The 26,377-nt window shown below is 66.6% G+C and carries 24 protein-coding genes; 10 read left to right on the forward strand and 14 right to left on the reverse strand.

The window, feature by feature from the left end; all coding sequences use genetic code 11:
• Positions 1-52: 52 nt before the first annotated feature.
• On the forward strand, positions 53-1,276 hold the full coding sequence (gene ftsZ / locus ACOQFR_RS04775; protein WP_421379101.1) for a cell division protein FtsZ: 1,224 nt from the start codon (positions 53-55) through the stop codon (positions 1,274-1,276).
• Positions 1,277-1,598: 322 nt separating this feature from the next.
• Positions 1,599-2,510 carry a UDP-3-O-acyl-N-acetylglucosamine deacetylase gene (lpxC, locus tag ACOQFR_RS04780; protein ID WP_421379103.1) on the forward strand — a complete coding sequence of 304 codons (912 nt, stop codon included), beginning with the start codon at positions 1,599-1,601 and terminating at the stop codon, positions 2,508-2,510.
• Between the two features lie 102 nt (positions 2,511-2,612).
• Here lpxC and ACOQFR_RS04785 read toward each other — a convergent pair whose 3' ends face one another.
• On the reverse strand, positions 2,613-3,215 hold the full coding sequence (locus tag ACOQFR_RS04785) for a DciA family protein (RefSeq protein ID WP_421379105.1): 603 nt from the start codon (positions 3,213-3,215) through the stop codon (positions 2,613-2,615).
• Here ACOQFR_RS04785 and ACOQFR_RS04790 point away from each other — a divergent pair.
• From ACOQFR_RS04790 to ACOQFR_RS04800, 3 genes are all read left to right on the forward strand, one after another.
• Entirely contained in the window at positions 3,103-4,017 is a 915-nt protein-coding gene (locus tag ACOQFR_RS04790) for a M23 family metallopeptidase (RefSeq protein WP_421379107.1), read from the forward strand. The genes ACOQFR_RS04785 and ACOQFR_RS04790 overlap by 113 nt on opposite strands.
• A 129-nt stretch (positions 4,018-4,146) precedes the next feature.
• A complete protein-coding gene (gene secA / locus ACOQFR_RS04795; protein WP_421379109.1) occupies positions 4,147-6,891 on the forward strand; it encodes a preprotein translocase subunit SecA in 2,745 nt (914 codons plus the stop codon).
• Between the two features lie 45 nt (positions 6,892-6,936).
• Positions 6,937-7,869, forward strand: coding sequence for a Nudix family hydrolase (locus ACOQFR_RS04800; RefSeq protein WP_421379111.1), 933 nt, complete (start codon positions 6,937-6,939; stop codon positions 7,867-7,869).
• A gap of 45 nt (positions 7,870-7,914) precedes the next feature.
• On the opposite strand, the gene coaE is transcribed toward ACOQFR_RS04800, so the two are convergent.
• The 4 genes from coaE to pilB are packed head-to-tail and all read right to left on the reverse strand — an operon-like array spanning position 7,915 to position 12,382.
• Entirely contained in the window at positions 7,915-8,526 is a 612-nt protein-coding gene (gene coaE / locus ACOQFR_RS04805) for a dephospho-CoA kinase (RefSeq protein WP_421379113.1), read from the reverse strand.
• Positions 8,527-8,530: 4 nt separating this feature from the next.
• Complete coding sequence (locus tag ACOQFR_RS04810) at positions 8,531-9,397, reverse strand: prepilin peptidase (protein WP_421379115.1); 867 nt, start codon at positions 9,395-9,397, stop codon at positions 8,531-8,533.
• A 6-nt stretch (positions 9,398-9,403) separates the two neighbouring features.
• Entirely contained in the window at positions 9,404-10,651 is a 1,248-nt protein-coding gene (locus tag ACOQFR_RS04815) for a type II secretion system F family protein (protein ID WP_421379117.1), read from the reverse strand.
• Positions 10,652-10,654: 3 nt separating this feature from the next.
• Positions 10,655-12,382, reverse strand: a complete 1,728-nt coding sequence (gene pilB, locus ACOQFR_RS04820) for a type IV-A pilus assembly ATPase PilB (protein ID WP_421379119.1) — start codon at positions 12,380-12,382, stop codon at positions 10,655-10,657.
• 123 nt (positions 12,383-12,505) lie between these two features.
• Between pilB and ACOQFR_RS04825 the strand changes: the two genes are divergently transcribed.
• The 5 genes from ACOQFR_RS04825 to ACOQFR_RS04845 all read left to right on the forward strand — a co-directional run bounded on the left by ACOQFR_RS04825 (position 12,506) and on the right by ACOQFR_RS04845 (position 17,967).
• The gene (locus ACOQFR_RS04825) at positions 12,506-13,393 is read left to right on the forward strand and encodes a glycosyltransferase family 2 protein (protein WP_421379121.1); all 888 of its coding nucleotides are present in this window, start codon (positions 12,506-12,508) and stop codon (positions 13,391-13,393) included.
• Between the two features lie 22 nt (positions 13,394-13,415).
• Positions 13,416-14,510: a UDP-N-acetylglucosamine 2-epimerase gene (locus ACOQFR_RS04830; RefSeq protein ID WP_421379123.1), complete on the forward strand. Its 1,095-nt coding sequence runs from the start codon at positions 13,416-13,418 to the stop codon at positions 14,508-14,510.
• A gap of 25 nt (positions 14,511-14,535) precedes the next feature.
• Positions 14,536-15,549 carry a glycosyltransferase family 2 protein gene (locus ACOQFR_RS04835; protein WP_421379125.1) on the forward strand — a complete coding sequence of 338 codons (1,014 nt, stop codon included), beginning with the start codon at positions 14,536-14,538 and terminating at the stop codon, positions 15,547-15,549.
• The gene (locus tag ACOQFR_RS04840; protein WP_421379127.1) at positions 15,546-16,799 is read left to right on the forward strand and encodes a lipopolysaccharide biosynthesis protein; all 1,254 of its coding nucleotides are present in this window, start codon (positions 15,546-15,548) and stop codon (positions 16,797-16,799) included. Before ACOQFR_RS04835 ends, ACOQFR_RS04840 begins: the two co-directional genes overlap by 4 nt.
• 73 nt (positions 16,800-16,872) lie before the next feature.
• Positions 16,873-17,967: an FkbM family methyltransferase gene (locus tag ACOQFR_RS04845; RefSeq protein WP_421379129.1), complete on the forward strand. Its 1,095-nt coding sequence runs from the start codon at positions 16,873-16,875 to the stop codon at positions 17,965-17,967.
• A gap of 3 nt (positions 17,968-17,970) precedes the next feature.
• On the opposite strand, the gene ACOQFR_RS04850 is transcribed toward ACOQFR_RS04845, so the two are convergent.
• The 9 genes from ACOQFR_RS04850 to ACOQFR_RS04890 all read right to left on the reverse strand — a co-directional run bounded on the left by ACOQFR_RS04850 (position 17,971) and on the right by ACOQFR_RS04890 (position 25,893).
• Positions 17,971-18,699 (reverse strand): class I SAM-dependent methyltransferase, encoded by a 729-nt coding sequence (locus ACOQFR_RS04850; protein ID WP_421379131.1) that lies wholly within the window; start codon positions 18,697-18,699, stop codon positions 17,971-17,973.
• Between the two features lie 9 nt (positions 18,700-18,708).
• Positions 18,709-19,488, reverse strand: coding sequence for a phytanoyl-CoA dioxygenase family protein (locus ACOQFR_RS04855; protein ID WP_421379133.1), 780 nt, complete (start codon positions 19,486-19,488; stop codon positions 18,709-18,711).
• A gap of 2 nt (positions 19,489-19,490) precedes the next feature.
• The gene (locus tag ACOQFR_RS04860) at positions 19,491-20,048 is read right to left on the reverse strand and encodes a GNAT family N-acetyltransferase (protein ID WP_421379135.1); all 558 of its coding nucleotides are present in this window, start codon (positions 20,046-20,048) and stop codon (positions 19,491-19,493) included.
• Entirely contained in the window at positions 20,045-21,046 is a 1,002-nt protein-coding gene (locus ACOQFR_RS04865) for a hypothetical protein (protein ID WP_421379137.1), read from the reverse strand. The genes ACOQFR_RS04860 and ACOQFR_RS04865 overlap by 4 nt, the downstream gene beginning before the upstream one ends.
• A complete protein-coding gene (locus ACOQFR_RS04870; RefSeq protein WP_421379140.1) occupies positions 21,043-21,753 on the reverse strand; it encodes a WbqC family protein in 711 nt (236 codons plus the stop codon). Before ACOQFR_RS04870 ends, ACOQFR_RS04865 begins: the two co-directional genes overlap by 4 nt.
• A 1-nt stretch (position 21,754) precedes the next feature.
• A complete protein-coding gene (locus tag ACOQFR_RS04875; protein ID WP_421379142.1) occupies positions 21,755-22,933 on the reverse strand; it encodes a DegT/DnrJ/EryC1/StrS family aminotransferase in 1,179 nt (392 codons plus the stop codon).
• Positions 22,934-23,002: 69 nt separating this feature from the next.
• Positions 23,003-24,850: an ArnT family glycosyltransferase gene (locus ACOQFR_RS04880; protein WP_421379144.1), complete on the reverse strand. Its 1,848-nt coding sequence runs from the start codon at positions 24,848-24,850 to the stop codon at positions 23,003-23,005.
• Between the two features lie 70 nt (positions 24,851-24,920).
• Positions 24,921-25,328, reverse strand: coding sequence for a pilin (locus ACOQFR_RS04885; RefSeq protein ID WP_421379146.1), 408 nt, complete (start codon positions 25,326-25,328; stop codon positions 24,921-24,923).
• 136 nt (positions 25,329-25,464) lie between these two features.
• Positions 25,465-25,893, reverse strand: coding sequence for a pilin (locus tag ACOQFR_RS04890; RefSeq protein WP_421379148.1), 429 nt, complete (start codon positions 25,891-25,893; stop codon positions 25,465-25,467).
• Between the last annotated feature and the right edge of the window lie 484 nt (positions 25,894-26,377).

The following is a 26,377-nucleotide window of genomic DNA, read 5'->3' on the forward strand; positions in this document are numbered from 1 at the left end:
GCAAACAAGAAAAACCCAAAACCCCTGGAAATGAATCACGGAGGATCACCACATGGCACATTTTGAACTGATCGAGAAGCTCGCCCCCAACGCCGTCATCAAGGTGATCGGCGTGGGCGGCGGCGGCGGCAACGCCGTCGCGCACATGGTCAACGCGGGCGTGGAAGGCGTGGAGTTCATCACCGCCAACACCGACGCGCAGGCGATCAAGCAGTGCGGCGCCAAGCTGCAGCTGCAGCTGGGCGGAAACGTCACCAAGGGCCTGGGCGCCGGCGCCAACCCGGAGGTCGGCCGCCAGGCCGCGCTGGAAGACCGCGAGCGCATCGTCGAGGCGCTGGAAGGCGCCGACATGGTCTTTATCACCGCCGGCATGGGCGGCGGCACCGGCACCGGCGCCGCGCCGGTCGTGGCGCAGCTGGCCAAGGAGATGGGCATCCTGACGGTGGCCGTCATCACCAAGCCGTTCCCGTTCGAAGGCCGCCGCCGCATGCAGGTCGCGCTCAAGGGCATCGAGGAGCTGAGCCACCACTGCGACTCGCTGATCACCATCCCCAACGAGAAGCTGATCACCGTGCTGGGCCGCCAGGCCACCATGGTGCAGGCCTTCCGTGCCGCCAACGACGTGCTGCTGGGCGCCGTGAAGGGCATCGCCGACCTGATCGTCAGCCCGGGCCTGATCAACGTGGACTTCGCCGACGTGCGCACCGTCATGTCCGAGATGGGTCTGGCGATGATGGGCACCGGCGTGGCCCGCGGCGACGACCGCGCCCAGGCCGCCGCCGAGGCCGCCATCTCCAACCCGCTGCTGGACGAGGTCAACCTCTCGGGCGCCAACGGCGTGCTGGTCAACATCACGGCCGGCCCGGACTTCACCATGGCCGAGTTCGACGAGATCGGCCGCACCATCGAGGACTTCGCCTCCGAGGACGCCACCGTCGTCATCGGCACCTCGCTCGACCCGGACATGCAGGACGAAGTGCGCGTCACCGTGGTGGCCACCGGCCTCAACCGCGGCGCCGTGCGCCAGGTCGCCCCGCGCGCCCCGGAGAAGGAGGCCTACCGTGCCCCGGTCAAGCTGGTGCGCAACGCCAGCACCGGCCAGGTGGACTACGACGCGATGGCCAACGTGACCGCGGCCCCGTCCGCCGGCCACCTGGGCCTGCGCGCCGGCCGGGCCCACGAGGCCGCCGCGCCGGCCGCCAGCGCCCTGAGCGACGTGTCGACCGACCACAGCTATCTGGACATCCCGGCCTTCCTGCGTCGCCAGGCCGACTGAGCGGGGCGGCTGCCGGACCGGGGCGCCCGACCAGGCGCCGCGGAGCCCGGGTAGCCGCAGCCGGTGGGCCGGGATGGCCCGCCGGGCAAGACGACCGTCCGCGCCAGCGGGCGGCGGTAAATCTCCAGGGGCCAGGAATGCTTGGCCCGCCGGTTTCCGGCGGGCCTTTTTCCCGGCTAGCGCGTTCCGGCGACGGTCGGCCAGTTTGACGGGCCTTTGTTGCGATTCCGGGACGATCCCATGATGTTATGTTTTCGTTCAGAGCTCCGTGTGGTATGGTCTCAGCGGTTTTGCGCGCTCCTTTGCGGAGAACGCCACAAAAATGATTAGACAAAGAACCCTAAAGAACGTCATCCGCGCCACCGGCGTCGGCCTGCACAGCGGCGAGAAGGTCTACATGACCTTGCGCCCGGCTGCGCCCGATACCGGCATCGTGTTCCGGCGCGTTGACTTCGATGTCCCGGTGGAGATCCACGCCAAGGCCGAGAAGGTCGGCGACACCAGCCTGTGCACCGCGCTGGTGGAGGGCAACACCCGGGTCATGACGATCGAGCACCTGCTCTCGGCGATGGCCGGGCTGGGCATCGACAACGCCTACGTTGACCTGTCCACGGCCGAGGTGCCGATCATGGACGGTTCGGCCGGTCCCTTCGTGTTCCTGCTGCAGTCGGCGGGCATCGAGGAGCAGGACAAGGCCAAGCGCTTCATCCGCATCCTCAAGCCGATCAAGGTCGAGGACGGCGACAAGTGGGCCCGGTTCGAGCCCTTCGAGGGCTTCAAGGTCGGCTTCACCATCGACTTCGCCCACCCCATCTTCAACAAGTCCACGTCCAGCACCGAGATAGACTTTTCCACGACCTCGTTCGTGAAGGAAGTCAGCCGCGCACGCACCTTCGGCTTCATGAAGGACATCGAGTTCCTGCGCGAGCGCAACCTGGCCCTGGGCGGCTCGATGGACAACGCCATCGTGCTCGACGACTACCGCGTGCTCAACGAAGACGGCCTGCGCTACGAGGACGAGTTCGTGAAGCACAAGATCCTGGACGCCATCGGCGACCTGTACCTGCTGGGCCACAGCCTGATCGGCGCCTTCTACGGCTACAAGTCCGGTCACGCGCTCAACAACCAACTGCTGCGCACCCTGCTGGCCGATACCTCGGCCTGGGAAGAGGTCACCTTCGAGGACCCGGCCCTGGCGCCGATCTCGTACGCGCACCCCGCCCAGGCGGTCTGATTTTCCCGTTCGGGACGCCCGTCACGTAAACGCGGGCCCATTGCGGCCAGTCTTCACGGCCCTTTAACACCCAATTAACGACACGCCGCGCCGCACGGGGCATCATGCCCCGTCGGTCGAGGGTGGCCGGGTGATCGAGGCCAGCCGCAGAAGCTGGGCCCGCAGCCCGGGATCGGAGACCGACAGGGCGGTGGCCCGCAGCGACTCGCGGACCGCCTCGGAGAGTGGCCTCGTTTCACCGGTCCCCGTGGGGACGGGAGCAGCCGGGACGGACACTTTCACCACCAGCGACCTGGCCTTGAGCCCGGCCGCGGCCGCCGCGCCCAGCAGGGCGTCGGCATGCAGCCGCAGCTTGGCTTTCCAGACCGGGTTGCTGACCAGGAACACCAAGTGCTTGTCATCCACGTTGGCCAGTCTGCATTGGTCGGCCAAGGTGGCGGGGAGACTCTGGCGCAACAACGGGTCGAGGGCGTCCAACCAGCGGGCGCGTTCCACCAGGTTGGCCAGTCCGGATCCGGCCAGCGCCTCGAGCGCTTGCGGGGGCAGGGCGGCCGAGGTTGCACCGCGGATATCTGATTTGGGTGGCAAAGGCATGATGAATGTAATCATCGCAGCAAAATTCCTCCGATCGCCGAAAAAACTGGCGTTCGACCAACCGAAGACGGCCGGCATCGCCCTTGGCGCGATCGCGCTCGTGCTGTCCACCGCCTTCGGTCTCGGCTTCCTGGCGCGCGGCGCCAACGGTGCCGCCCTCGACGAAATCGCCCGGCTCCAGTCCGAACTCGACCAGCAGAAGGTGGCCCTGGTCCAGGCCCGCGAAGAGGCCCAGCGCGAAGTCAACGCCATCGCCGCCCGCGTCGGCGAGCTCCAGGCCCAGGCCAACCGCCTCAACGCCCTGGGCGACCGCCTCACCCGCGTCGGCAAGCTCAAGGACGGCGAATTCAATTTCGGTGAGCTGCCGGGCCAGGGTGGCTCCGAGTCCGCCAGCGACGTGCCCTCCGGCGACCTGCTGTCCAGCCTCGACAACCTGCAGTCGCAGTTCGACCATTCCGGCCGCCAGCTCTCCGTGCTCGAGGCCCTGCTGTTCGACCAGAAGCTCGAGAGCAAGCGAACCCCCGCCGGCATGCCCGCCCCGGGCTACATCTCCTCCGGTTACGGCGGCCGCAACGATCCCTTCGGCCGCGGCCGCGCCCACCACCTGGGCATCGACATCGACGCCAACACCGGCGACCCGGTGACCGCCGCCGCCGAGGGCGTGGTCAGCTTCTCCGGCGTCCGCAACGGTTATGGCAACGTCGTCGAGCTTGACCACGGCAACGGCTACAAGACCCTGTACGCGCACAACTCGGCCAACCTGGTCCGCGTCGGCGACGTGGTGCGGGCCGGCCAGCGCATCGCCAAGGTCGGCTCCACGGGCCGCTCCACCGGCTCGCACCTGCACTTCGAGGTGATGCTCAACGGCCGCCAGGTCAACCCGCGCCAGTACCTGGACAAGGTCCGCGGCTGAACCGACGGGCGGGCTTGATAGTCCTGCCCTCGTCCCCAAGTTAGACTAGACGGCCGCGAATCCCCCCGGGGTGCCGCGGCTTTTTTTCATTTCGCGCCCCGTGCGCCTCGCTTCCCTACCGGTTTCCCCATGCTCAACAGCTTGCTCACCCGCATCTTCGGCAGCCGCAACGAGCGCCTGCTGCGTCAGTTCCAGAAGAACGTCGCCCGGATCAACGCGCTCGAGCCCGAGCTGGAGCGGCTGGACGATGCCGCGCTGACCCAAAAGACCGAAGAGTTCCGCGCCCGCATCGCCAAGGGTGAAACCCTGGACGCACTGCTGCCCGAGGCCTTCGCGGTCTGCCGCGAGGCCTCGCGCCGGGCCCTGGGCCTACGCCACTACGACGTGCAGCTGATCGGCGGCATGGTGCTGCATTCGGGCCGCATCGCCGAGATGCGCACCGGCGAGGGCAAGACCCTGGTCGCCACCCTGGCCGTGTACCTCAACGCGCTGGCCGGCAAGGGCGTGCACGTGGTCACCGTGAACGATTACCTGGCCAAGCGCGACGCCGCCTGGATGGGCAAGCTCTACAACTTCCTGGGCCTCAGCGTCGGCGTGGTCTACCCGGGCATGCCGCATTCGGACAAGAAGGGCGCCTACGCCGCCGACATCACCTACGGCACCAACAACGAATACGGCTTCGACTACCTGCGCGACAACATGGCCCTGGCCAAGGAAGACCGCTTCCAGCGCGGCCTGTTCTTCGCCATCGTCGACGAGGTCGACTCGATCCTGATCGACGAGGCGCGCACGCCGCTGATCATCTCGGGCCCGGCCGACGACTCCCCGGAGCTGTACGTCAAGGTCAACCGCATCGTCCCCAAGCTGATCAAGCAGGAAAAGGAAGACGGCGAGGGCGATTACTGGGTGGACGAGAAGGGCAAGCAGGCCCACCTGTCCGAGCAGGGCATGGGCCATGCCGAGGAACTGCTGCACCAGGCCGGCATCCTGGCCGAGGGCGACAGCCTGTATTCGGGCAACAACCTGGCGGTGGTGCACCACCTCAATGCCGCGCTGCGCGCGCATGCGCTGTTCCAGCGCGACGTGGACTACATCGTGCGCGACGGCGAGGTCATCATCGTTGACGAATTCACCGGCCGCACGCTGGCGGGCCGGCGCTGGTCCGACGGCCTGCACCAGGCGGTCGAGGCCAAGGAAGGCGTGCCGATCCAGCGCGAGAACCAGACCCTGGCCTCGATCACCTTCCAGAACTACTTCCGCATGTACACCAAGCTCGGTGGCATGACCGGCACGGCCGACACCGAGGCCTACGAGTTCCAGACCATCTATGGCCTCGAGGTCGCGGTGATCCCGACCCATCGCCCGATGGTTCGCAAGGACCATCCCGACCTGGTCTACCTGGCCCGCCCGGCCAAGTACGACGCCGTGGTCGAGGACATCAAGGATTGCTACTCGCGCGGCCAGCCCGTGCTGGTGGGCACCACGTCCATCGAGACCTCCGAGCTGCTGTCCAACCACCTCAGGAAGTCCGGCATCCCGCACGAAGTGCTCAACGCCAAGCAGCACGAGCGCGAAGCCCAGATCGTCGCCAACGCCGGCATGCCCAAGGCGGTGACCATCGCCACCAACATGGCGGGCCGCGGCACCGACATCGTGCTGGGCGGCTCGCTCGAGTCCGAGCTGCACCAGCTGCCGGAAGGCGCCACCGACCTCGACCGCGCCCGCGTGAAGTCGGAGTGGCAGAAGCGCCACGACGAAGTGCTGGCCCTGGGTGGCCTGCACATCATCGGCACCGAGCGCCACGAGAGCCGCCGCATCGACAACCAGCTGCGCGGCCGCGCCGGCCGCCAGGGCGACCCGGGTTCGTCCCGCTTCTACCTGTCGCTGGAAGACAACCTGATGCGCATCTTCGCCGCCGACTGGGTGCAGAAGGCGATGCGCGGCATGGGCATGAAGGAGGACGACGTCATCGAGTCCGGCCTGGTGACCAAGCAGATCCAGAACGCGCAGCGCAAGGTCGAGGCCCACAACTTCGACATCCGCAAGAACCTGCTCGACTTCGACGACGTCGCCAACGACCAGCGCAAGGTCATTTACCAGCAGCGCAACGAGCTGCTGGAATCGGAATCGGTCGAGGAATCGATCCAGGCCATCCGCGAAGACGTGCTGGCCGAGCTTGCGCGTCGCTACGTGCCCGCCGATTCGGTGGACGAGCAGTGGGACATCCCGGGCCTGGAGCGCGCGCTGGCCGACGAGTTCGGCCTCACGGTCGACCTGCACAGCACGGTCGAGAACGCCGAGGCGATCGACGCCGACGGCATCCTGGAGCGGGTGCAGGCGGCCGGCAACCAGATGTTCGCCGACAAGCAGGACCAGCTGGGCCCGGAGATGATGCGCCACCTGGAAAAGCACCTGATGCTCAACGTGCTCGACCAGAACTGGAAGGAGCACCTGGCGCGCATGGACTACCTGCGCCAGGGCATCCACCTGCGCGGCTACGCGCAGAAGCAGCCCAAGCAGGAGTACAAGCGCGAGAGCTTCGAACTCTTCGGCGAGATGCTGGCCAAGGTGAAGCAGGAAGTGGTGTCGCTGCTGGCCCGCGTTCGCATCCGCAACGAAGAGGAAGTGGCGGCGATGGAAGCCGCCGAGCGCGCCAAGCTTGAGGCGCAGTCGCGCCGGATGCAGTTCCAGCATCCCGAGACCGGCGGTTACGGCGCCGACGAGGAAGCCGCCCAGGCCCAGGCGCTGGCCGCCGAAGGGCAGGGCGTGCTGGCCACGCCGCAGATGCGCGAGGCGCCCAAGGTCGGCCGCAACGATCCCTGCCCCTGCGGCAGCGGCAAGAAGTACAAGCAGTGCCACGGCAAGCTCGACTGAGCCCGCTGGCCGTATCGGATGCCGCCCGCGCGGGCTGAGCCTCCGGTGCACGTGGTCGCGGCCGTCCTCCGGGACGCCCGCGGCCGCATCCTGCTGGCCCGCCGCACCGCGGGCCGCGACCTGGCCGGACGCTGGGAGTTTCCGGGCGGCAAGGTCGAGCCCGGCGAGACCGCGCTGCAGGCCCTGGACCGTGAGCTGCACGAGGAGCTGGGCATCCGCGTGCTCGCGGCCACGCCGCTGATCGCCGTGCCGCAGGCCTATCCCGGCAAGCGCATCGTGCTGGACGTTTACGAGGTGCAGGGTTTCGAAGGCACGCCGCGCGGGCGCGAGCGCCAGGCCCTGGCCTGGTCGCCGCCCGAGCGCCTGGCCAGCTATCCGATGCCGCCGGCCGACCGGCCGGTGGTGGCCGCGCTCACCACGTCGGATCGCTACGCCATTTCACCCGAGCCCGGTGACCGCACCGCCTTCCTGGCACAGCTCGACCGAACGCTCGCCTCCGGGGTGCGCCGGATCCAGCTGCGGGCCCGCCAACTCGACACCCCGTCCCTGGCGCGACTGGCCCGCGATGCGCAGATCCGTTGCCGCGCCGCCGGCGCCGAGCTGCTGCTCAATGGCGAACCTGGCCTGGCCGCCGAGCTTGGGCTGGGCCTGCACCTGCGCTCTGCCCAGCTCAGGTCGCTGGACACGCGTCCCGTGCTGGCCGACGGCCAGCCGATGGCGGCCTCCTGCCACGATGCCGACGAACTGGCGCAGGCCGAACGGCTGGGCCTGGATTTTGTCGTGCTGGGTCCGGTGCGGGCCACCGAAAGCCATCCCGGGGCGAGCCCGCTGGGCTGGGAGCGCTTCGCGGCGCTTCGCGAGGCCGTGTCCCTGCCTATCTACGCGCTGGGCGGGATGCGCCATGCCGACCTGGCGCCGGCGCGGCGCCGGGGCGGGCAGGGGATAGCGGGAATCCGCGGGCTGTGGTCGACCCGGTGATCTTGCGGCGGGGCAGCGCGCGGCGGCCCGTCCGGACTGGGGCGATCAGGTCCGGGCGAGGGCCCGGTAGCGTGCATCCAGCCTGGCCACGATCGGAGGCAGGTCCGCCAACGCGCCATCATTGACCAGCACGTCGTCGGCGATGGCCAGTCGCTGCGCCCGCGTGGCCTGGGCCGCCACCATGCGCCGGGCCAGGTCCTGCGCGATTCCGTCCCGGGCGGCAAGCCGGGCCTGCTGGACCGCCTCGGGCACGTCCACCACCAGCACCCGTTGCAGCCAGGGGTAGGCGCCGCGCCCGCCGCCTTCGGCGAGCAGTGGAATCGCCGCCAAAGCGTATTCGCCCGCCGCCGCCTCGCAGGCCTCGCGCATCCAGGTGCGGATGCGCGGGTGCAGCAGGGCTTCCAGCGTGGCCTTGGCGCCTGCATCCGAGAACACGCGAGCCCGCATCGCCACGCGATCCAGGCGGCCATCGGCGGTCAGGCTGTCGGCGCCGAACGCCTCGACAATGGCCGCCAGCGCGGGCTGGCCCGGTTCGACGATGGCCCGTGCGGCCACGTCGGCGTCGCAGACCGTCACGCCGTGGGCCTGGAAAGCCTCGGTCACGGCCGATTTGCCGGAAGCCACCCCGCCGGTCACGGCCACGATGAAGTCGGCCATGGCCTCAGTTCAGGCCGGACCAGTCGCGGTAGGCCTGCAGGAGCTGCGGCCCCCACATCAGCTGCACCCAGCCCGCAGCCGCCAGGTAGGGGCCAAACGGAATGGGCGTGGCGCGATCGGCGCCTCGCCACGCGATCCAGATAGAGCCGACGATGGCGCCGATGAAGGACGACATCAGCACGATCGGCAGGATGCCGGAGGCGCCGCACCAGGCGCCGAGCGCGGCCAGCAGCTTGAAGTCGCCGTAGCCCATTCCTTCCTTGCCGGTGAGCAGCTTGAAGAGCTTGTAGACACTCCACAGGCTCAGATAACCCGCCATCGCGCCGAAAATGGCCTGGCTGGGGGACACGAACAGCGTCACCGTGGACAGGCCCAAGCCGATCCACATCAGGGGCAGGGTCAGCTGGTCGGGCAGCAGGGTGGTGCGCAGGTCGATGCCCGACATCGCCACCAGCATGCCGGTGAACATGATCGCGGCCAGCGCCTCAAGGCTGAAGCCGAAGCGCCAGGCGCAGGCCGCGAACAGCAGGCCGGTGACCAGCTCCACCGCCGGATACTGAATCGAGATGCCGCCGCCGCAGCCTCGGCAGCGACCGCGCAGAAGCAGGTAGCTGAGCACGGGAATGTTTTCCCACGCCGCCAGCTTGTGTCCGCACTTGGGGCAGGCAGAACTCTGCACCACGATGCCCGGCGGCGCGGGCTCGTAGGGCTCGGGCAACTCAAGCAGTTCGCGGCTGTCGCGGCGCCATTGCCATTCCAGCCAGGGCGGCAGGCGCAGGATCACCACGTTGAGGAAACTGCCGACCAGCAGGCCAAGGCAGAAGGCCAGGCCGAGCGTCAGCCCGGCCGAGCCCTGGATGGCGTCAAGCATGCCCGGTCAGCCGACGGTCGCCGCCAGCTTGAAGATGGGCAGGTACATGCCGATCACCATGCCGCCGACCAGAATGCCGATCACGACCATGATGAAGGGCTCGATCAGGCTGGCAAGGGCATCGACCGAGTTGTTCACTTCCTGCTCGTAGAACTCCGCCACCTTCAGCAGCATGGTGTCCAGTGCGCCGGCCTCTTCGCCGATGGCGGTCATCTGCACCACCATGTGCGGGAAGATGTTGACCTGCTTCATCGCCACGTTGAGCTGGTAGCCCACCGAGACGTCGTCGCGGATACGCATGACCGCCTCGTTGTAGACGATGCTGCCGGTGGCGCCGGCGACCGTGTCCAACGCCTCCACCAGCGGCACGCCAGCCTTGAAGGTAAGGGCCAGGGTGCGGGAGAAGCGGGCAATGGCCGACTGATGCAGGATTTGCCCGATGACGGGCAACTTGAGCATCAATCGGTCGACATTTCGTTCCAGGGTGGGCGAGCGCTTGTATATGGCCAGGAACCCGAATACCGAGATCAGTACGGTACCCAGCACCGCCCACCACCAGGCTGTCAGGAACCGGGAGGCATTGACGATCATCTGGGTGAAGGCAGGCAGGTCGGCGCCGAACCCCTTGAACACGTCCTCGAACTGAGGAACCACGTAGATCAGCAGGATGGCACTGACCAGGATGGCCACCGCGATGACGGCCGCGGGGTAGAACAGCGCCTTCTTGATCTTTCCCTTCAGCGCCTCGGTGCGCTCCTTGTACGTCGCGACCGTGTCGAGCACGGTGTCGAGGACGCCGGCGCTCTCGCCGGCGCGGGTGAGGTTGCGATAAAGCAGGTCGAACTGGACCGGGTGCCGCGCCATCGCTTCGCTGAGCGAGCTGCCGCCGGCCACGTTGTCGCGGATATCCATCAGCATGTCGCGCATGCGCGGGTTCTTCTGGCCCGAGCCCAGGATCTCGAAGCTCTGCACCATGGGCACGCCCGACTGCAGCATCGTGGCGATCTGGCGGCTGAATACCGAGATGTCCTGCGCGGAGATGGTCTTGCCGGCCGAGCCGAACAGCGGTTTGCTCTTGGCGCGAACCACCGTCGGGTTGATGCCCTGCTTGCGCAGTTCGGCGCGCAACAGGTTGGCGTTCTTGGACGTGGTCTCGCCCTTCATCTTGACACCGCGCTTGTCGGTGCCCTCCCACGTGAACTGTTCCATCACGTTGGCACGCGTCGCGGGGGTCTTGGCAGCTGTGGTCGCCATGGCTTAGTCCTTGGTAACGCGGTTGATTTCGGCCAGGCTGGTCACGCCCTGCCTGGCCTTGAAAAGGGCGGATTGACGTAGGTCACGCACGCCCGCGGCCTGGGAAGCCTGGGCGATCTGCAGGGCGTTGCCGCCTTCGAGGATGATGGCCTGGATGTTTTCGGCCATCGGCATCACCTGGTAGATGCCGACGCGGCCCTTGTAGCCGTCGTTGCAATCCTCGCAGCCGCCCGGTTCATACAGGGTCATGCCGGCCTTGATGTCGTCGTGCGTGAAGCCCTCGGCCAGCAGCGCGTTCTCGGGCAGCGTGATCGGCTTTTTGCAGGCATCGTGCAGACGGCGCGCCAGGCGCTGGGCGATGATGATGGTGACCGAGGACGTGATGTTGTAGGGCGCGATGCCCATGTTCATCAGGCGCGACACCGTTTGCGGCGCGTCGTTGGTGTGCAGGGTGGACAGCACCAGGTGGCCCGTCTGGGCGGCCTTGACCGCGATCTCCGCGGTCTCGAGGTCGCGGATTTCGCCGACCATGATCACGTCCGGGTCCTGGCGCAGGAAGCTGCGCAGGGCCGCCGCGAAGGTCATGCCCTTCTTGACGTTCATCTGCACCTGGTTGATGCCGGGGACGCGGATTTCGACCGGGTCCTCGGCGGTGGAGATGTTGCGCTCCTCGGTGTTGAGGATGTTCAGGCCGGTGTACAGCGAAACGGTCTTGCCCGAACCGGTGGGGCCGGTGACCAGGATCATGCCGTAGGGCTTGGACAGCGCGTCAAGGTAGAGCTGCTTCTGGTCTTCCTCGTAGCCCAGCTTGTCGATGCCCAGCTTGGCGGCGCTGCCGTCGAGCAGTCGCAGCACGACCTTCTCGCCGAACAGGGTGGGGCAGGTGGACACGCGGAAGTCCATCTGCTTGGTCTTGGAAATGTTGAGCTTGATGCGGCCGTCCTGCGGCAGGCGGCGCTCGGCGATGTCAAGCTGGGCCATGACCTTGAGGCGGGCGGTGATGCGCGGATGCAGTTTCACCGGCGCCTTCGCCACGCCGCGCAGGATGCCGTCCATGCGCAGGCGGACCCGGAACTCGGTTTCGTAGGGCTCGAAGTGGATGTCGGAGGCGCCGCGCTTGATGGCGTCCAGCAGCACCTTGTTGACGAAGCGCACCACCGGGGTGTCGTCGCCGCCCTTGGAATCGGCGATGTTGTCGGGGCTGTCGTCGTCGCCGCCGGTGGACTCGAGGTTCTCGAGCCCCTCGTCGTCGCCCATGCTGTCGCCCATGCTGTCGGTCGCGGTCAGCGCGAGCTCGATGGTGCGGCGCAGCTTCTCCTCGTCCACCAGGATCGGTTCGACCGTGAGGTTCGCGGCGAACTTGATCTCATCCAGGGCGCGGGTGTTGGTGGGGTCGGAGATGGCGACGAACAGGCGGTTTCCGCGCTTGAACAGCGGCAGCGCCTGGTGCTTGGTGATCAGCTCCTCGCTGATGACCTTGGTGGCGGCCTGGTTGAGGTCAAGGGCTTGGGCATCAAAGAGCGGCATGCCGAACTCGACCGCGTTGGCCCCGGCGACATGTGCCGCGGTGACCAGCTTCTTCTCCAGCAGGTACTGATGGACCGGCCGCTTCAGCTTGCCGGACTCTTCCAGCGCTTTCCGGGCATCGGCCTCGCCAAGGGCGCCATCCAGCACCAGGCGCCGGGCGATGCCGGTGATGCCCACAAGGTTGGCAGTGGCGTTGGCGTTCACTCTGCTCCCCAGAGACGCGCGTCTGCGCCAACTGTACCCGAAAAATGGCCGCTGGCCAGCCTCTTGCAGCACATTCTTATAGTCATCAGGGGGGGTGGATCAAGTAAGCTTGGGGCTCGGAGCATGGGGGTAGCCGTGAAAGTAAGTGTAGTCTTGCCTGCCAAAAACGAGGCTGAAGGGCTGCGGCGGACACTACCTGCCCTGAAGCAGGCCCTGCCCGAGGCCCAGATCATCGTCGTGGACGACGGGTCCACCGACGAGACCGGCACCGTCGCCAGGGGGCTGGGGGCCACGGTCCTGGGCTCACCCTATTCCATGGGCAATGGGGCAGCCATCAAGCGGGGGGCGCGTGCGGCCTCCGGGGACGTCCTGGTGTTCATGGATGCCGACGGCCAGCATGACCCCGGGCATATCGCCCTGCTGCTGGAGCGGATCGAGGCCGGTTACGACATGGCCGTGGGTGCACGCGATGGCGCCGGCCAGGCCAATGTCGGGCGGGGGCTCGCCAATGGCCTCTACAACCGGCTGGCCAGCTGGATGACGGGACATCAGGTGCTCGACCTGACATCGGGCTTCCGCGCCGTGCGCGCCGAGCGGTTCCGGGAGTTCCTGCACCTGCTGCCCAACGGGTTCAGTTACCCCACCACGAGCACCATGGCGTTTTTTCGCAGTGCCTACCCGGTCGCCTATGTTCCCATCCGGGTGGGAAAGCGGGTCGGAACGTCCAGCCATATCCGGCCGCTACGCGACGGGCTTCGCTTCCTGCTCATCATCTTCAAGATTGCCACCCTGTACTCGCCGCTGAAGCTGTTCATTCCGGCGTCCGCCGCGTTCTTCACGCTAGGCCTGGGGTATTACGCCTACACCTACAGCACGATGGGGCGGTTCACCAACATGAGCACACTGCTGTTCAGTGCCGCCGTGATCATCTTCCTGATCGGACTGGTATCGGAACAGATTACCGGCCTTACGTTCTTGGCCTCCCGGAACGAGCCGGGGCAGCGTGGCTGACGCATCGCCACCGGGGATCCTGGTGCTGGTCGGCACCAAGGCGCAATTCATAAAGACGGCGCCATTGCTGCGCGAGCTGGACGGTCGGGGTGCCGCATACCGGCTCATTTACACCGGCCAGCATTCGGAGACCTTTTCGTCGCTCGAAGAAGCCTTCGGCACCCGGGCTGCGGACGACCACATGGTGCCCGGCAACGAAGCCGACAGCGCGCCTGGCCTGGTGGGCTGGGCCTTGAAATTCACGCTGGCTGCCTGGCGGCGAATCCGCGCCGGGGCGTGGCGCGGCGCCAGCTGGGGCGTGGTGCACGGAGACACCGCGTCCACGCTGTTGTCGGCGCTTGCGTTGCGTGCCGCCGGTGTCCGCGTGGCCCATGTGGAGGCCGGCCTGCGATCGCCCAGGCTGCTGTCTCCGTTCCCGGAGGAAATCGTGCGGCGCTGGGTGTCTCGGCTGGCCGACCTCCACCTTGCGCCGGATGCGCCTGCGCTGGCCAACCTGCGTGGTGTCTCAGGCAGGGTGGTGGACACCGGCGGCAACACGCTGCTTGATGCGCTGCGACTGGCGCTTGACCGGCTGCGCCCGGAGCACGGCCAGGGGGGGCAGGGAGGCTATGCGATCGTGTCCCTGCACCGCACCGAGAACCTGGGCTCGGCGGCGGCATTCAAGATTCTCATGCAGGACGTCGAGGCCACGGCGCGCCAGTTGCCCGTGCGGTTCGTGCTGCACCCGGTGACGCGCCGCAAGTTGCAGCGCAGCGGCTGGATGGAGCGGCTATCGCGGCAACCCGGCATAAGCCTGCTCGAGCGGACGGACTATGTTTCCTTTGTCCGGCTGATGCTGGGCGCGCGCCTGCTGATGACCGATGGTGGAAGCAACCAGGAAGAGGCGGCGATGCTCGGCCTGCCCACCGTGCTGATGCGCACGGCCACCGAGCGGCCCGATGGGCTGGCTGAAGGAGGCGTCGTGCTGTCTCGCCTGGACAGCCGGATTGTCGCGGAGTTCGTCGCCAAGCACGCTGGAACGTCCTGGACGGTGCGAGACCTCCCCGCGGATCGCTCGCCCTCTGCGGTCATTGTCGACGAGCTGGTTCGGTCCGACGCCGGCGCGGATCGGCACTAGCTTCGGCTCGGGCACAGAGGCGCACGTGGCCACCAGCGAGATTCTTGAGGTTTCGGATCCGTCGCGGCTGCCGGCTGCGCCGGTGGTGAGCGTGCTGATGGTCGCCTACAACCACGAGGCATGGATAGGCGCGGCGATCGAGGGAATCGTCGGCCAGGAGTATGCGGACGGATTCGAGCTGGTGATCGGCGAGGACTGCTCCAGCGATCGCACCCGTGAAATCGCCCTGGACTTCCAGCGGCGCTTCCCGAATCTCGTCCGGGTCATCACGTCCGCACACAACGTCGGACCCGCGGCCAACCATGCCCGCGTCATCGCCGCGGCGCGCGGCAGTCTGCTCGCGTTCTGCGAAGGCGACGACTACTGGTGTCACCCGGGCAAGCTGGCGGCTCAGGCGCGGCTTCTGCAGGAGAATCCGCAGGCCGCGATGGTCCACGCGGACTGGGTGCGCAGTCGTCGCGACGCGACGGGTGCCTGGCAGCATCGCCCGGAGCACTCCGAACACGCGAGACTCCCGCTGCGGCACCTGCAGGGTGACCTCTTCCATGCGTTCTATTTCGGCCGAATCCTGCGTACCTGCACGTTGATGGTGCGGCGATCGGCCTTGGAAGCCTACAAGGCCGCCGCGATTTCCCGACCCGCCTATCGGTTCGAGGACACGGTGATCAATGCCTACCTGACGTCGCGATGGTCCGTGGCGTACTGGCCCGAAGTGGCGGCGGTTTACCGGGAAAGTCCCGGATCGCTGTTGCGCTCCGGGGTGGCATCCAAGATCAGCTTCCTGCGATCCTCACTGCAGTTCGACAGCGACGCCCGCCGCTTTTTCGCGGATCGCGCCGACTATCCGCAGGCATATCGCTGGGAGTTGGCCGTCGGCATGGCCCTGTGGGCGCTTAAGGGTCGCGACCTGGCGGCATTTCGCGAGGCCGTTTCGGACCTGTGGCGCCACTTCGGAATCCTGGGCGGCCTGCGGGCGGGATGGGAGACGCTGGCGCTGCGGCTGCCGCGTGCGCGCAGGCGCCGGGAGGGCCAGCGATGACGGGACCGGACGGGTTCACGAAGCGCTACCGGGTCGGGCGACTGGGACAGAACACGGTGCTGTATGCCGGCGGCATGGGCGCGCGTGCGGTCATCCAGGCCGCCTATCTGGTTCTCCTGTCCCGCTGGATGGGGCCGGAGGGCTACGGCTATTTCGCCGGATCGGTGGCCGCGGCGGTGATCCTCAGCCCCCTGGCTGGCTGGGGCGTGTCCTTCCTCATTGCCCGCAACGTGGGCCTGGACGCAACGGCCCGGGGTGCCATGTGGGCGACGGCGCTGAACCAGATTGCCTTGTCGGGCATCGTGCTCGTATCGCTGGTGATGCTCGCCTCGGCGGGATTGCTCGATCACCGGGTTTCAACTTCGGCGATGCTGATGCTGGCGATCGCCGAGCTGGTGGCCTTGCCGATGGCGAACACCGCAGCGGGCCTGGCCTTGGCGGTGGACAAGGGTTGGGCGGCGACGGTGGCCACCATGCTCGTGCCCGCTGGGCGGCTGTCGAGCGTGGGCGCCTGGATGGCGTCTGGGGGGCATCCCAGTCCGGACGCCGTGGCGGCGGCACATCTTTGCGGATCGTTGCTAGGCGCGGCGGCCGCGTTCCTGCTGATGGCGCGCATCGGGGCGCGGCCCCAATGGCAGGAAAGGCTGCCGATGCTGTCCGCGGCGCGGGTGGGCATGAGCCATGCGTTTGGAACGCTGGTGGGGGTGAGCTACCTGGAACTCGACAAGGTCATCCTGCTCCAGGTGGTGGATGCCGCCACCGCCGGGGCCTACACCGTCGCCTTCCGCGCCGTCGCGCTGTTCGTGTTGCCGGTGACCGCCCTGGTGGCATCGGCCATTCCCAGGCTGCTGACCAGCGCAGGCGGCCCGGCCGAACCGGTCCTGCGTCGCGCCATCCAGCGAACGCTGGTGGGCTATGCGATCCTGGCGACGGCCCTCGCGCTGGTGTCCGCGCCGCTGCTGCCGATGGTCTTTGGTCCGGGCTATTCGGGCTCGAGCCGCTATATGGTTATGCTCGCGCCCTGGATAATGATCTTCGCCGCCCACCAGTACCTGGGGACCCGGCTCACCACGTCCGACCGCCAGGGCCTGCGGCTGGCCATCGAGTCAGGCGGCATGGTGCTGCTGCTGGCGCTGAACCTCCACTGGATTCCTGAGCTGGGGGCAGACGGCGCGGTAGCCGCGCTGTACTGCGCCGAACTGGTCATGATCCTTGCCTTCGCCTGGCGGGGCGGCAGGAAAACATCGTGAGTAAGGCCGGTGCGCCAATGACGGCTGCCCGGTTGCGGCCAAGATCCCACAGGAGCAAGCAATGCCTACACCGATGCTGAACTGGCTGGAGAGCATCCAGGATCGTTCAGGGTTCTACGCCCGGCATGGTGCCGCCGCGCGCCGGGACCGCGACTTCGATTGGCGCTGGTTCCATTCAAGGCCCAGCGGGAGGTTCATCGACGCGAGAAGGCATGCCAAGAACCTGCTGTTCCGGCTCGGCCTGGGCAAGGCCAGGCCGATCTCCGTGCAGTGGCTGAGGGACAACGCGGAGCAGCTATGGAGCACCCGGCTGATGTTCAGCGATGACGTCAGCCGGCTGATGTTCGACGAGCATCTTGTGCTCAAGGTGACCGACCATCGAAAGCACTACTTCCCCCGGATGGATTTCGAGGAATTGCTGAGCGTGGTTGCCGAGGAGCCGTTCCGCGATCCGGCGCTGCCTTCGGAGTACCTTGGCCTGCCGCTGATGGTTTTCACCGTGCAGCCGGCCAACGGCGGAATGCCGGTCAGGGTGATCACCACGCGGCTGCAGTTGGATCTGCTCAACGGGTTCAGGCAGTACCTGCCGCATCGCAATGGAGTGGACCTGGGTCCGCGCGAGGGAGACGTGGTGATCGACTGCGGCGCCTGCATCGGCGAGGTTTCGCTGGTGTTCGCGAGCATGGTCGGCGCAAGTGGCCAGGTGCACCTGTTTGACCCGGTTCCCCTGCATGGCCGCTTCTGCCAGCTGCAAGGCCAGCTGAATCCGTCGCTTGCCCCTTTGCTGCATGTCAACACACTTGCGGTGGGCGACACCGTGCACAACGCCGTCGGCGCCAGGGCGGACAGCGGTCACATCGAGCCCGGCGCCATACCCATCGACCAGTTTTCGTCCACGACCATCGATGACTACTGCATGCGCCAAGGCCTGGATCGCCTGGACTTCATCAAGATGGACATCGAGGGCAGCGAACTGGCTGCCCTCAACGGCGGTGCCCAGTCCATCGCGCGCTTCAAGCCGCGCCTGGCGATATCGGCGTACCACAAGGCCGATGACCTGTGGGTTCTGGCCCGGCGCATCAAGGAAATCAACCCCGGTTATCGCCTTTCGTTCGGCCACCACTCGCCGATCCAGTGGGAATCGGTGCTGTACGCCGACAACCCGTAGCGATCAGCCGCGTCGGCACACCAGGTATATGCTGGCGGTCAGCTCGGGATACTGCATGCCGAGCGCATAGCAGCCCTCCAGGTAGCCGTGGTCGATGATGCCCTGTCCGATAAGCTGGTCGAACTGGAAGTTCGCAAAGGGCTTGAACATCACCCCGCCGCGCGATTCCACCCGCAGGCCGGCGCTCCGGACATCGTGCTCCAGCGTGTCGAAGCTGTATGTGCATCGATGTCCGTGCAATCTTTCGCCGTCGGTGACGGCATGGTTTGTCTCGATAAGGCCCATGCGAACCGCAATCTGCCGCGATGCCGCCTGCGCGTTGGGGACGACCACGAACAGTCGTCCCTCGTTGGTGAGCCAGTCGCCGATACGTGCCAGGCACTGCACCGGGTCGTCCAGGTGCTCCAGCGTATGCACCAGGAAGATCGAATCGTAGACGGACTCGAGCCGAGCATCCTCGATTCGGCCATGGATGAACGACACCGAAGGCGGCACCCGCGCCCGCGCTGCCTCGATCAGTTCGCCGGAGGCCTCCAGCACCGAGAGGTCGTCGAAGTGTTCGACTAGTGACAGGGTCGAGCTGCCATCGAAGCAGCCAATCTCCAGTGCCTTGCCCGACCTCCGCAGGAACGGCGAAAGCGTCCGCATCAGGTACGACCTGACCACGCCGTCGAAACCATAGGCGTACTTCCGGCGCTCGTTGTCCTGGAATTCCTTGTCGTAGTTGCGCATGTTCATTCCTCAGCCTTGGCCTGGCTTGTACATCCTTCGTTCCGGAGGCTGGTACCACTGCTCGTGGTCCTTGGGCACCCGCGCGTTGTAGCCCAGGACCTGGCGCACCCCGGGGTCATCGGTGAAGTCCTCGCCGAGCAGGCGCGGATAGTCCATCTGCGGCTTCACGAACGGTCGGCTGAAGGTGAGCGTGAGTGCTTTTCGAGGCCCCTGCGTCAGGTTGGGGGCGGCGGCGTGCCACAGGTTCGAGTCGAACAGCACGATGCCTCCGGCCTGGCCCACCGCGCGAACCGCGCGCGCTTCGAGCTCGGGCTCCGTTGGCCGCTCGGGCGATCGATGGCTGCCCGGCACCAGGCGGGTCGCGCCGTTCTCGGGGGTAAAGCTGTCCACCATGACCAGCATGTTGACCATCAGCCGGAAATCGCCCGAATACGTGCGTACGTCGCGGTGGAAGCGGTGCCCATGCTCGTAGCGCGCGGTCGCGTCGCGCAGGTTGTCGACGGCGCCGAAGGAATTGAGGATGTACTTTCCGGCGAAGTAGTCCTGCAGGTAGTCGTCCAGAAAGAGCATGGCCAGGAACTCATCCAGGCTATCGCGCTCGCCGAGGACGTGGTGCGCAACGCCGCCGGGTTCTCCGCCGACCCCGGTCCTGCGCTGTATCGCCTCGCACTTGCGGAAATGGATCGGGATGTCCAGTCGCAGTCGCTGCAGGAGGCTCCCGGGCACCTGCTCGGGGAACAGCGCATAACCTTCGGTAGCCATTTCCCGGCGGAATGTGGCGATGTCCACGGTCAGTCCCAGTACGCCGACGTGGCAAGCAGTTCCCGGTACTGGCTTGCCGTGATGCCCAGCACGAACTTGCTCCAGTGCCTGCCGCCGCGGAAATAGGCATCCTTCTTGACGCCTTCGACCTGCCAGCCGCACTTGCCGGTATAGATGCCAAGTGACGCCTCGTTGTACTCGATGATGTCGGTGTCGAGACGGGCCAGCCCGAGTTCGTCGAAGGCATAGCGCATCATCGCCATGATGGTGTCCATGCCCAGGCCCTGGCCGCGCACCGCGGGATCGCCGATGTACATGCCGTGGAACGCGGTGCGGTTCTTCCAGTCGATCGAGACCAGGTTCGCGCTGCCGATCAAGCCCCCGCCGATCGCGTCCACCGCGAAGCGCTGGTCTGCGGAGTTGCATGAGAGCGAGGCCAGCCAAGCTTGCTGGTCGCGCCCGCTCGTAGGGAAATGCCAGCCGCCCAGGAGTCGCTGCAGGGAGGGGTCGTTCGACCATTTCTGGAGCTGGGGGAGATCGCCTGGCTCGATGGCGCGAAGCTGGACGCGTTTTCCTTCGATGTTCATTGGTCTCCCCAGTGGCGCAGCAACACCCGTGACAGGTCCAGCATATCGGCCGCGTCGTAGCGCTGGTCGCAGGGCAGGTAAAGCGTACTGTCCCGCAGGGCCTGCCCGACCCGGTCTCCCCCGGGAACGTCCGCGTCCGGCCAGTACATTGCCGTGAACACCCCCTCGGATGCCAGCTTTTCCCGCAGATCCACCGCCCGTTTGCACGGGACGGCGCAGCACAGCGGCACCGAGCCGGCAGGCAATGCGTGGACCTCGATGCCGGCCTGTGCCAGCGCGTCTGCCAGAATGCGATGGTTGCCAGTGCGGCGATCCGCGACCTCGTGCCAGTCGATTTTGTCCAGGATCCCGCGGGTTGTACGCGACATTGCCTGGGGGCGGCAGTCCTTCAGGGATCTTTCGGCTTCCTGATACTGCAGGTAGCCCTGCGCGACATTGCCGGCCGCCCGGCTGTGCAGGTGGCGGGTGCGGTGCAACGACGCCGGCTCGTCGGCGAGTGCCGGCGGTGCGACCCTGAGCGGTGTAACCAGGATGCCGCCGTCGGGGACACCGCTGAACTTGCGGGGCGAGTAGACGGTGCTTGCACCCGGCCTTGCCCGGTGGAACAGCGCCTGCGACGCGTCCACCAGCACCCTTCGCGGCCCGAACCGTGCGATCGCCTGGTCGCAGGCGCGTGCAGATTGTCCAAAATAGTCGACGCACAGCACCCAGTCCGCGTCGTCGACCGGCAGGTCTTCCGGAACACCACGCAGATCGCTGAGCGGGTAGGGCCTGGCGACCACCCCGGCCGCGGACAGTGCATCCCGCACCGCCCCGCAGATGAAATGCGGTACCCAGACATGCCGGCTGCCTGAGGCCCGCATCACCGCCGTGATCGCTGCGCGGGCCGACTGTACGCGCAGGGCGTCCGCGGGCCATGGGGTCGGCCGCGCCGGCCGTGCCGTTGCGCGCTCGAGGGAAAAGTAGCCTCCGACCCCCTTGTCGTCCGGGTGTCTCATTGCAGCGGTGCAACGATGTCGAAGGCGCCGAGCATGGCCCTCGCCCCGGTGGGCGGATTGAACATCAGCACGTCGACGATGGACAGGAAAGGCACGTGCGCATGGTCGAACTGGGCGTAGGCCAACGGCCTGGGCTGCAGGAAGGCCAGTTCCAGGCCGGCCAACGCGAACTCGTTCTGGTGGTAGAGCGCACGGCCGCCTATGGCATTGATGTACTGAGTTGCGCCGAGGCGGCGGCAGAGCTCGATCACGCGCGCCTCGCCCGACAGCGAGCGGTCTTGAACGACCTCGGAAGAGCGGACGAAACGGCAACCGATGTCCAGGCCCGCCGCCGTCCGCCGCAGAAGCTGCTCGTTGAGCGCAGACACGCGCGCCTCGTCGCCCTCGAGCGCGCCTGCGACCGTCGCCATCGCTGCGGCATAGTGCGGCGCGTGCCGGTATGAAGTTTGGAGCTTGTCGAGCAGGGACCGGTCCCGGGACGGGCTGCGATCGTAGCGCCGGCTGGCTATCGGCAGACGGTAGTCATCGTGCGCCACCGCGTAGGTCCACCATCGCGGGGCACCGTCGAGCAGTATCCGGTTACGGTTTACCCAGCCGCCCTTCATGTACTGCGCATCGTCGTAGAACACGAAGCAGTCAACCGCGTGCATGAGCTGGAAGTAGCCGATGTACGGGAAGAAGTACGGCTGCATGACCGCCACCTTCATGTCAGGTGCCTTGCGCCAGCACCCGCAGGACGTCGCCTATGGTGTCCACCGTGCCGCCCGGCAGTGTGGTTCCGGAAGGAAGCACCACGACGCGTTCGGAAACAGCCGCGGTTACCGGCAGCACCAGGCCGGCGTGGGGGAACAGGTCCGCGTACGGCTTCATCCGGTGGCATCCGGGCCAGAAGTACTTTCGCGCCAGGATGTTTTCGGCGTGCAGGGTTGCCACTACCTGGTCGCGCCGGACCGGAAACGCCTCGTCCAGCTCGGCGACGACATAGTGGTGGTTGTTGCGTTCCTGCTCCGCGTAGGCGACCAGCCGTACCCCCGGGATATCGGCCAGTGCCCTGCGGTAGTGCTCGTAGTGGGCCCGGTTGGAGGCCAGCACCGTTTCCATCGCGTCCAGGTTCGCCAGTCCCATCGCGGCACAAACCTCGGGCATCTTGCCATTGGTCCCCGGATGGATGACCTTGTCGAAATGCACGAATCCGAAGTTGCGCATCAGGCGCATCTTCTCCGCCAGCTCGTCGTCATTGGTGGTGACGGCCCCGCCTTCGAAGGTGTTGAACCACTTGGTGGCGTGGAAACTGAACACTTCGGCACGCCCGAACGAGCCGATGCTGCGGCCCTGGTGCGAGCATCCGAAGGCATGGGAGGCGTCGAACATCAAGGCCAGGCCATGCTCGTCCGCGATGTCCTGCAGGTCGGAGACGGGCGCTGGCCGACCCCAGACGTGCACGCCGATGATGCCGCTGGTGCGCGGCGTGATCATGCGGCGCACGGAAGCGGGATCAAGGTTGTGCGTGGCCGGGTCGACATCGGCGAAGACGGGGGTGATGCCTTGCCAGTAAAGGCAGTGCGCGGTGGCAACAAAGGTCCACGACGGGATGATCACCTCGCCCTGCATGCCCAGCGCACGCACCGCGATTTCAAGCGCGATGGTGCCGTTGCACATGGCGATGCAATGCTTCACTCCCAGCTGGTCACAGATCCGGCGCTCCAGCTCCTGCACCATCGGACCATTGTTGGTCAGCCAGCCCCGTTCGAACATTTCCGCGGCGAGCACCATGAACCGCTCGCGTCCTCCGGTGTTCGGGCGGCCCACATGGACGGGCGACGCGAATGCCGGTGCCGCACCATGGATGGCCAGGTCGCTCGGAGTGCGAATGGATTTGCTGGACACGGCGTGATTCCGGATCGGGATGTTGGAGGTTGAGTTTACTGAGGCTGGGCCGCCCGGTGCGAGCGTGCTTCAGGGCTTGATGTGACCCAGCTCCTTCATCCTCAGTCGCACTGCCGCAGCCTGCCGGGGGCGATCCTCGGCGATCAGGTTGGCCAGTACGAGGGCCGCGAACTGGTCGTCCGCAGGATCGACGGACACGGCCTGGACGAACATGCGGTCCGCCAGCTCCTCGTCGTCGAGTTCATTTAGGACGAAGTCCCCGAACGATGCATACATGTGGCCAGGCCACTTCGCCCGTTCGAGCAGGGCCAGATAGGCCTCGCCCAGGCGCGCCGGATCCAGCGGCAGGTCGTTGTGGTACTGCTCCATCAGGCCATTGACGGCAAGCAGCTGCTCGGGGCCGAGTGGCTGCGTCCGGACCTTCGCGATGAGGCTGTCCCACCAGGCAGGGTCGGCCTCGGCGCCCATCGTTGCGGCCATCAGCAACAGTCCCTGCTCCGGCAGCGGAGAGGCGTTCGGAAGGCGCGAACTGCGCTTGAACTCCTCCGCGCCCATGCCATAGAAGGGCGAGTCCGGATTGCCATCGGCCATGTCCACGTAGATGGTCGCCAGGTCATTGCTGGCGCGCGGAGAGTCGGGATTCTTCGCAACCAGGTCGGTCGCCAACAGCAAGGGGTTTCCCCAGGTCGCCGAACGGATCGCGCCAAGCACGCCAAACAGCACCAGCACGACCGCCACGCCGAATATCTTCAGGGCAGGGCCGTCCCGCATCGGGATCCGCCTCACCAGATCGGCGCCGGCCAGCAGGAAGCCCAGCAGGGCAAAATAGTTGCGGTGCTCGAATATCAGCTCCAGATTGAGCACATTGCTGGTCAGGGCATGCGACGCGAAGAACCACATCACGCCGAGCGAATAAAGCGGCAGGCGGTCGCGAAGCCGCCAGGCTGAAACAAGCAGCGCCAGCAGCACGACCGCGCCGGCGGCGGTGGTCCAGGGCGAGAACAACCCGGTCGACTTGGCAAAATCGTCGTAGTAGAAGGTAAGGCTGCCGGGCAGCGGGAGCAGCATTTGTCCCAGGTACATGGGAAGGATGCGGAGCTGGCTCAGCAGCCTTTCGCCCATGCTGAAGCCGCGGCCATCGAACGAGTCCGGGGTTGCATAACGAGGGACGAGCCAACCGAAGAACAACACCAGTGCGATGGCCGCGCCGACGCCGTAGACCCACTTCAGGCGCTGCGAGAAACGCGCGGAATTGCCTTCGAATCGCAGCAGGGTCAGTTCCAGTGCGAGGGTAAAGAGCGGCAGCAGGATCGCCGACTCCTTGGCCAGCATGCCCACCGCGCCGCTGAGGGCGGCGAGCGCCAGCCACGGCCAGCCCGTGGCGCCGCGGATCTGGTTCACCCGGCCCCGCGTGTACGCAAGCAGGCCCAACAGCATGAACAACGTTACAAGAGTCTCCATGCGTTGGACGACGTACAGCACCGTTGAAACCTGCAGGGGATGCACGGCCCAGAAGCCGGCAATGGCCATCGCGGCCCAGGGATGCCAGGCACCGGCGACCTGCGCGCGAGGAAGCGACAGCAAGCGTTGGACCAGCCAGAAGACCAGGAAGGTGTTGAGCAGGTGGACCGCAAGGCTGCTCAGCTTGTATGCCAGCGGATTCTTGCCGCCGAAATAGTGATCGATGGCGAAACTGATCGTTGCCAGCGGGCGGCCGTAAGCGCCGGGCTCATACGCCCGGGCGGCCCGGGCCAGGCTTTCCCCGTCCAGGGTTTCCATCTGGATATGGGGATTGGTGACGATGTTGGCGTAGTCGTCGAACAGGAAGCCCCCGCCCAGTCCGGGGAGGTAGACCAGCAACGCTCCGCAGAACAGCAGGAGGGGCAGAAGGGGCTTGAGTATGCGCGACGAAAGCATGGGGCTGCACCGGGGACTACGGGCACGCGCCCGAGCCGATACCTTGGGGCTTGGGGGTATCGCTGTAAAGCTATTCGCAACCTTCCGGACGGAACTGGGTCTGGGTCACGCTGGTGACGCAGCGCCACAGGCCGCTGGCGTTTCTCTGGAGCCGCACGGTCTTGCCATTGATGTTCGGATTGCCTGCCAGCGTGCACTGGATGAAGCCGGCCGATCCGGAAGGATTCATCGTAATGGAGCTGCAGCGTGGCGTGGGCGAGCGCAGGCCGATGTCGGCGATCACGAATGAGCTGGAGTTGTTGGCAACGACCTGGGACTCGAACAGGCTTTTGCCGCCTGTGATGTCCGCCAGCCCGGCGGTTACCTGGGCGCGGATGTTGTAGTTCTGGTAGGCAGGCAATGCGATCGCGGCCAGGATGGCGACGATGGCGACCACGATCATCACTTCGATCAGGGTGAATCCAGTCTCAGGGCGCATGCGCGGGCTCCTGTCGATGGAATCGCGCGGCAACCGCATGCGTGGCATCGGAGATGCGGGCGGCCTGCCGGGGGATACGTCCCCAAAAGAAACAGGGGTGGCGAGCCACCCCTGTTTCGTCACACGTGACGCAATATCAGGCGCAACCGCCCGGGTTGTACTTGGACTTGTCGGCCGCCGGCAGCGTGGTGGTGCAGTTCCAGGCGCCCGAGGCGTTGCGGGTCAGCACGACGGTCTTGCCCACGACCTTCGGGTTGCCGGCCAGGGTGCAGGTGATCGTCTGGCCCGAGGTCGCGGTGTACGCACCAGCGGCAACCAGGCTGCTGCAGCGCGCGGTCTTGGAGTTCAGGCCGATCGCGGCGGCGTTGGTGGCGCCGGTCGAACCACGGTTGATGAGCTCTTCGAACGCGGTCACGCCGCCACGGATGTCGGCCAGGCCGGAGGTGACCTGCGAACGGGCGATGTAGTCCTGATACGCCGGCAGCGCGATGGCGGCCAGGATGGCAATGATCGCGACCACGATCATCAGCTCGATCAGGGTGAAACCTTTCTGGATGTTCTTCATTTGGGTAAATCCCCTAGGGTGGACAAGTGGTTGTCACGTGTTCGAACGGAATTCCCGTCCTTGGGTAGCCGTGCCGAAGCACGTGCCATGACATCGATGCATCAACTGTGCCAACCCGCGAGGGGCTGCCACAGGCCGGAATATAGGCCCAGTTACCAACGCAACGCCACACCAAATCGGGACACGGGCCACAATTTCCCGGCGGCGGGCAGGAACTGACACACAACGTCACTTTGTGCCCCACCACCAGTGTGATGGCGATCACATTTTGTGCGGTCGCCGGGCGCGCGGGCTGATTACGGTAATCTGCGGGGCCAGGAGCTGGTCGAGTACGGAAAGGGGAACGGATGACGGTCAGGCAGGTCGGATTGGAGCGGGCGCTGCTGGCGCTGTTCGTGGCATCGGGTTTTGCGGGCCTGATCTACCAGGCGATCTGGTCGCACTACCTGGGACTGAGCCTGGGGCATGCGGCCTACGCACAGAC

It is taken from the genome of Arenimonas sp. MALMAid1274 (assembly GCF_049195245.1).
Lineage (GTDB): Bacteria > Pseudomonadota > Gammaproteobacteria > Xanthomonadales > Xanthomonadaceae > Arenimonas.

Excerpts from the sequence above, each read along its gene's own strand:
- ACOQFR_RS04860 (WP_421379135.1), bottom strand. The coding sequence starts at position 20,048 with ATGAACATCGAAGGAAAACGCGTCCAGCTTCGCGCCATCGAGCCAGGC.
- ACOQFR_RS04825 (WP_421379121.1), top strand. The coding sequence starts at position 12,506 with ATGGGGGTAGCCGTGAAAGTAAGTGTAGTCTTGCCTGCCAAAAACGAG.
- ACOQFR_RS04865 (WP_421379137.1), bottom strand. The coding sequence starts at position 21,046 with ATGAGACACCCGGACGACAAGGGGGTCGGAGGCTACTTTTCCCTCGAG.
- ACOQFR_RS04885 (WP_421379146.1), bottom strand. The coding sequence starts at position 25,328 with ATGCGCCCTGAGACTGGATTCACCCTGATCGAAGTGATGATCGTGGTC.
- ACOQFR_RS04815 (WP_421379117.1), bottom strand. The coding sequence starts at position 10,651 with ATGGCGACCACAGCTGCCAAGACCCCCGCGACGCGTGCCAACGTGATG.
- ftsZ (WP_421379101.1), top strand. The coding sequence starts at position 53 with ATGGCACATTTTGAACTGATCGAGAAGCTCGCCCCCAACGCCGTCATC.
- ACOQFR_RS04840 (WP_421379127.1), top strand. The coding sequence starts at position 15,546 with ATGACGGGACCGGACGGGTTCACGAAGCGCTACCGGGTCGGGCGACTG.
- secA (WP_421379109.1), top strand. The coding sequence starts at position 4,147 with ATGCTCAACAGCTTGCTCACCCGCATCTTCGGCAGCCGCAACGAGCGC.
- ACOQFR_RS04845 (WP_421379129.1), top strand. The coding sequence starts at position 16,873 with ATGCTGAACTGGCTGGAGAGCATCCAGGATCGTTCAGGGTTCTACGCC.
- ACOQFR_RS04790 (WP_421379107.1), top strand. The coding sequence starts at position 3,103 with ATGATGAATGTAATCATCGCAGCAAAATTCCTCCGATCGCCGAAAAAA.
- ACOQFR_RS04890 (WP_421379148.1), bottom strand. The coding sequence starts at position 25,893 with ATGAAGAACATCCAGAAAGGTTTCACCCTGATCGAGCTGATGATCGTG.
- ACOQFR_RS04880 (WP_421379144.1), bottom strand. The coding sequence starts at position 24,850 with ATGCTTTCGTCGCGCATACTCAAGCCCCTTCTGCCCCTCCTGCTGTTC.
- coaE (WP_421379113.1), bottom strand. The coding sequence starts at position 8,526 with ATGGCCGACTTCATCGTGGCCGTGACCGGCGGGGTGGCTTCCGGCAAA.
- ACOQFR_RS04850 (WP_421379131.1), bottom strand. The coding sequence starts at position 18,699 with ATGCGCAACTACGACAAGGAATTCCAGGACAACGAGCGCCGGAAGTAC.
- ACOQFR_RS04870 (WP_421379140.1), bottom strand. The coding sequence starts at position 21,753 with ATGAAGGTGGCGGTCATGCAGCCGTACTTCTTCCCGTACATCGGCTAC.
- ACOQFR_RS04810 (WP_421379115.1), bottom strand. The coding sequence starts at position 9,397 with ATGCTTGACGCCATCCAGGGCTCGGCCGGGCTGACGCTCGGCCTGGCC.
- lpxC (WP_421379103.1), top strand. The coding sequence starts at position 1,599 with ATGATTAGACAAAGAACCCTAAAGAACGTCATCCGCGCCACCGGCGTC.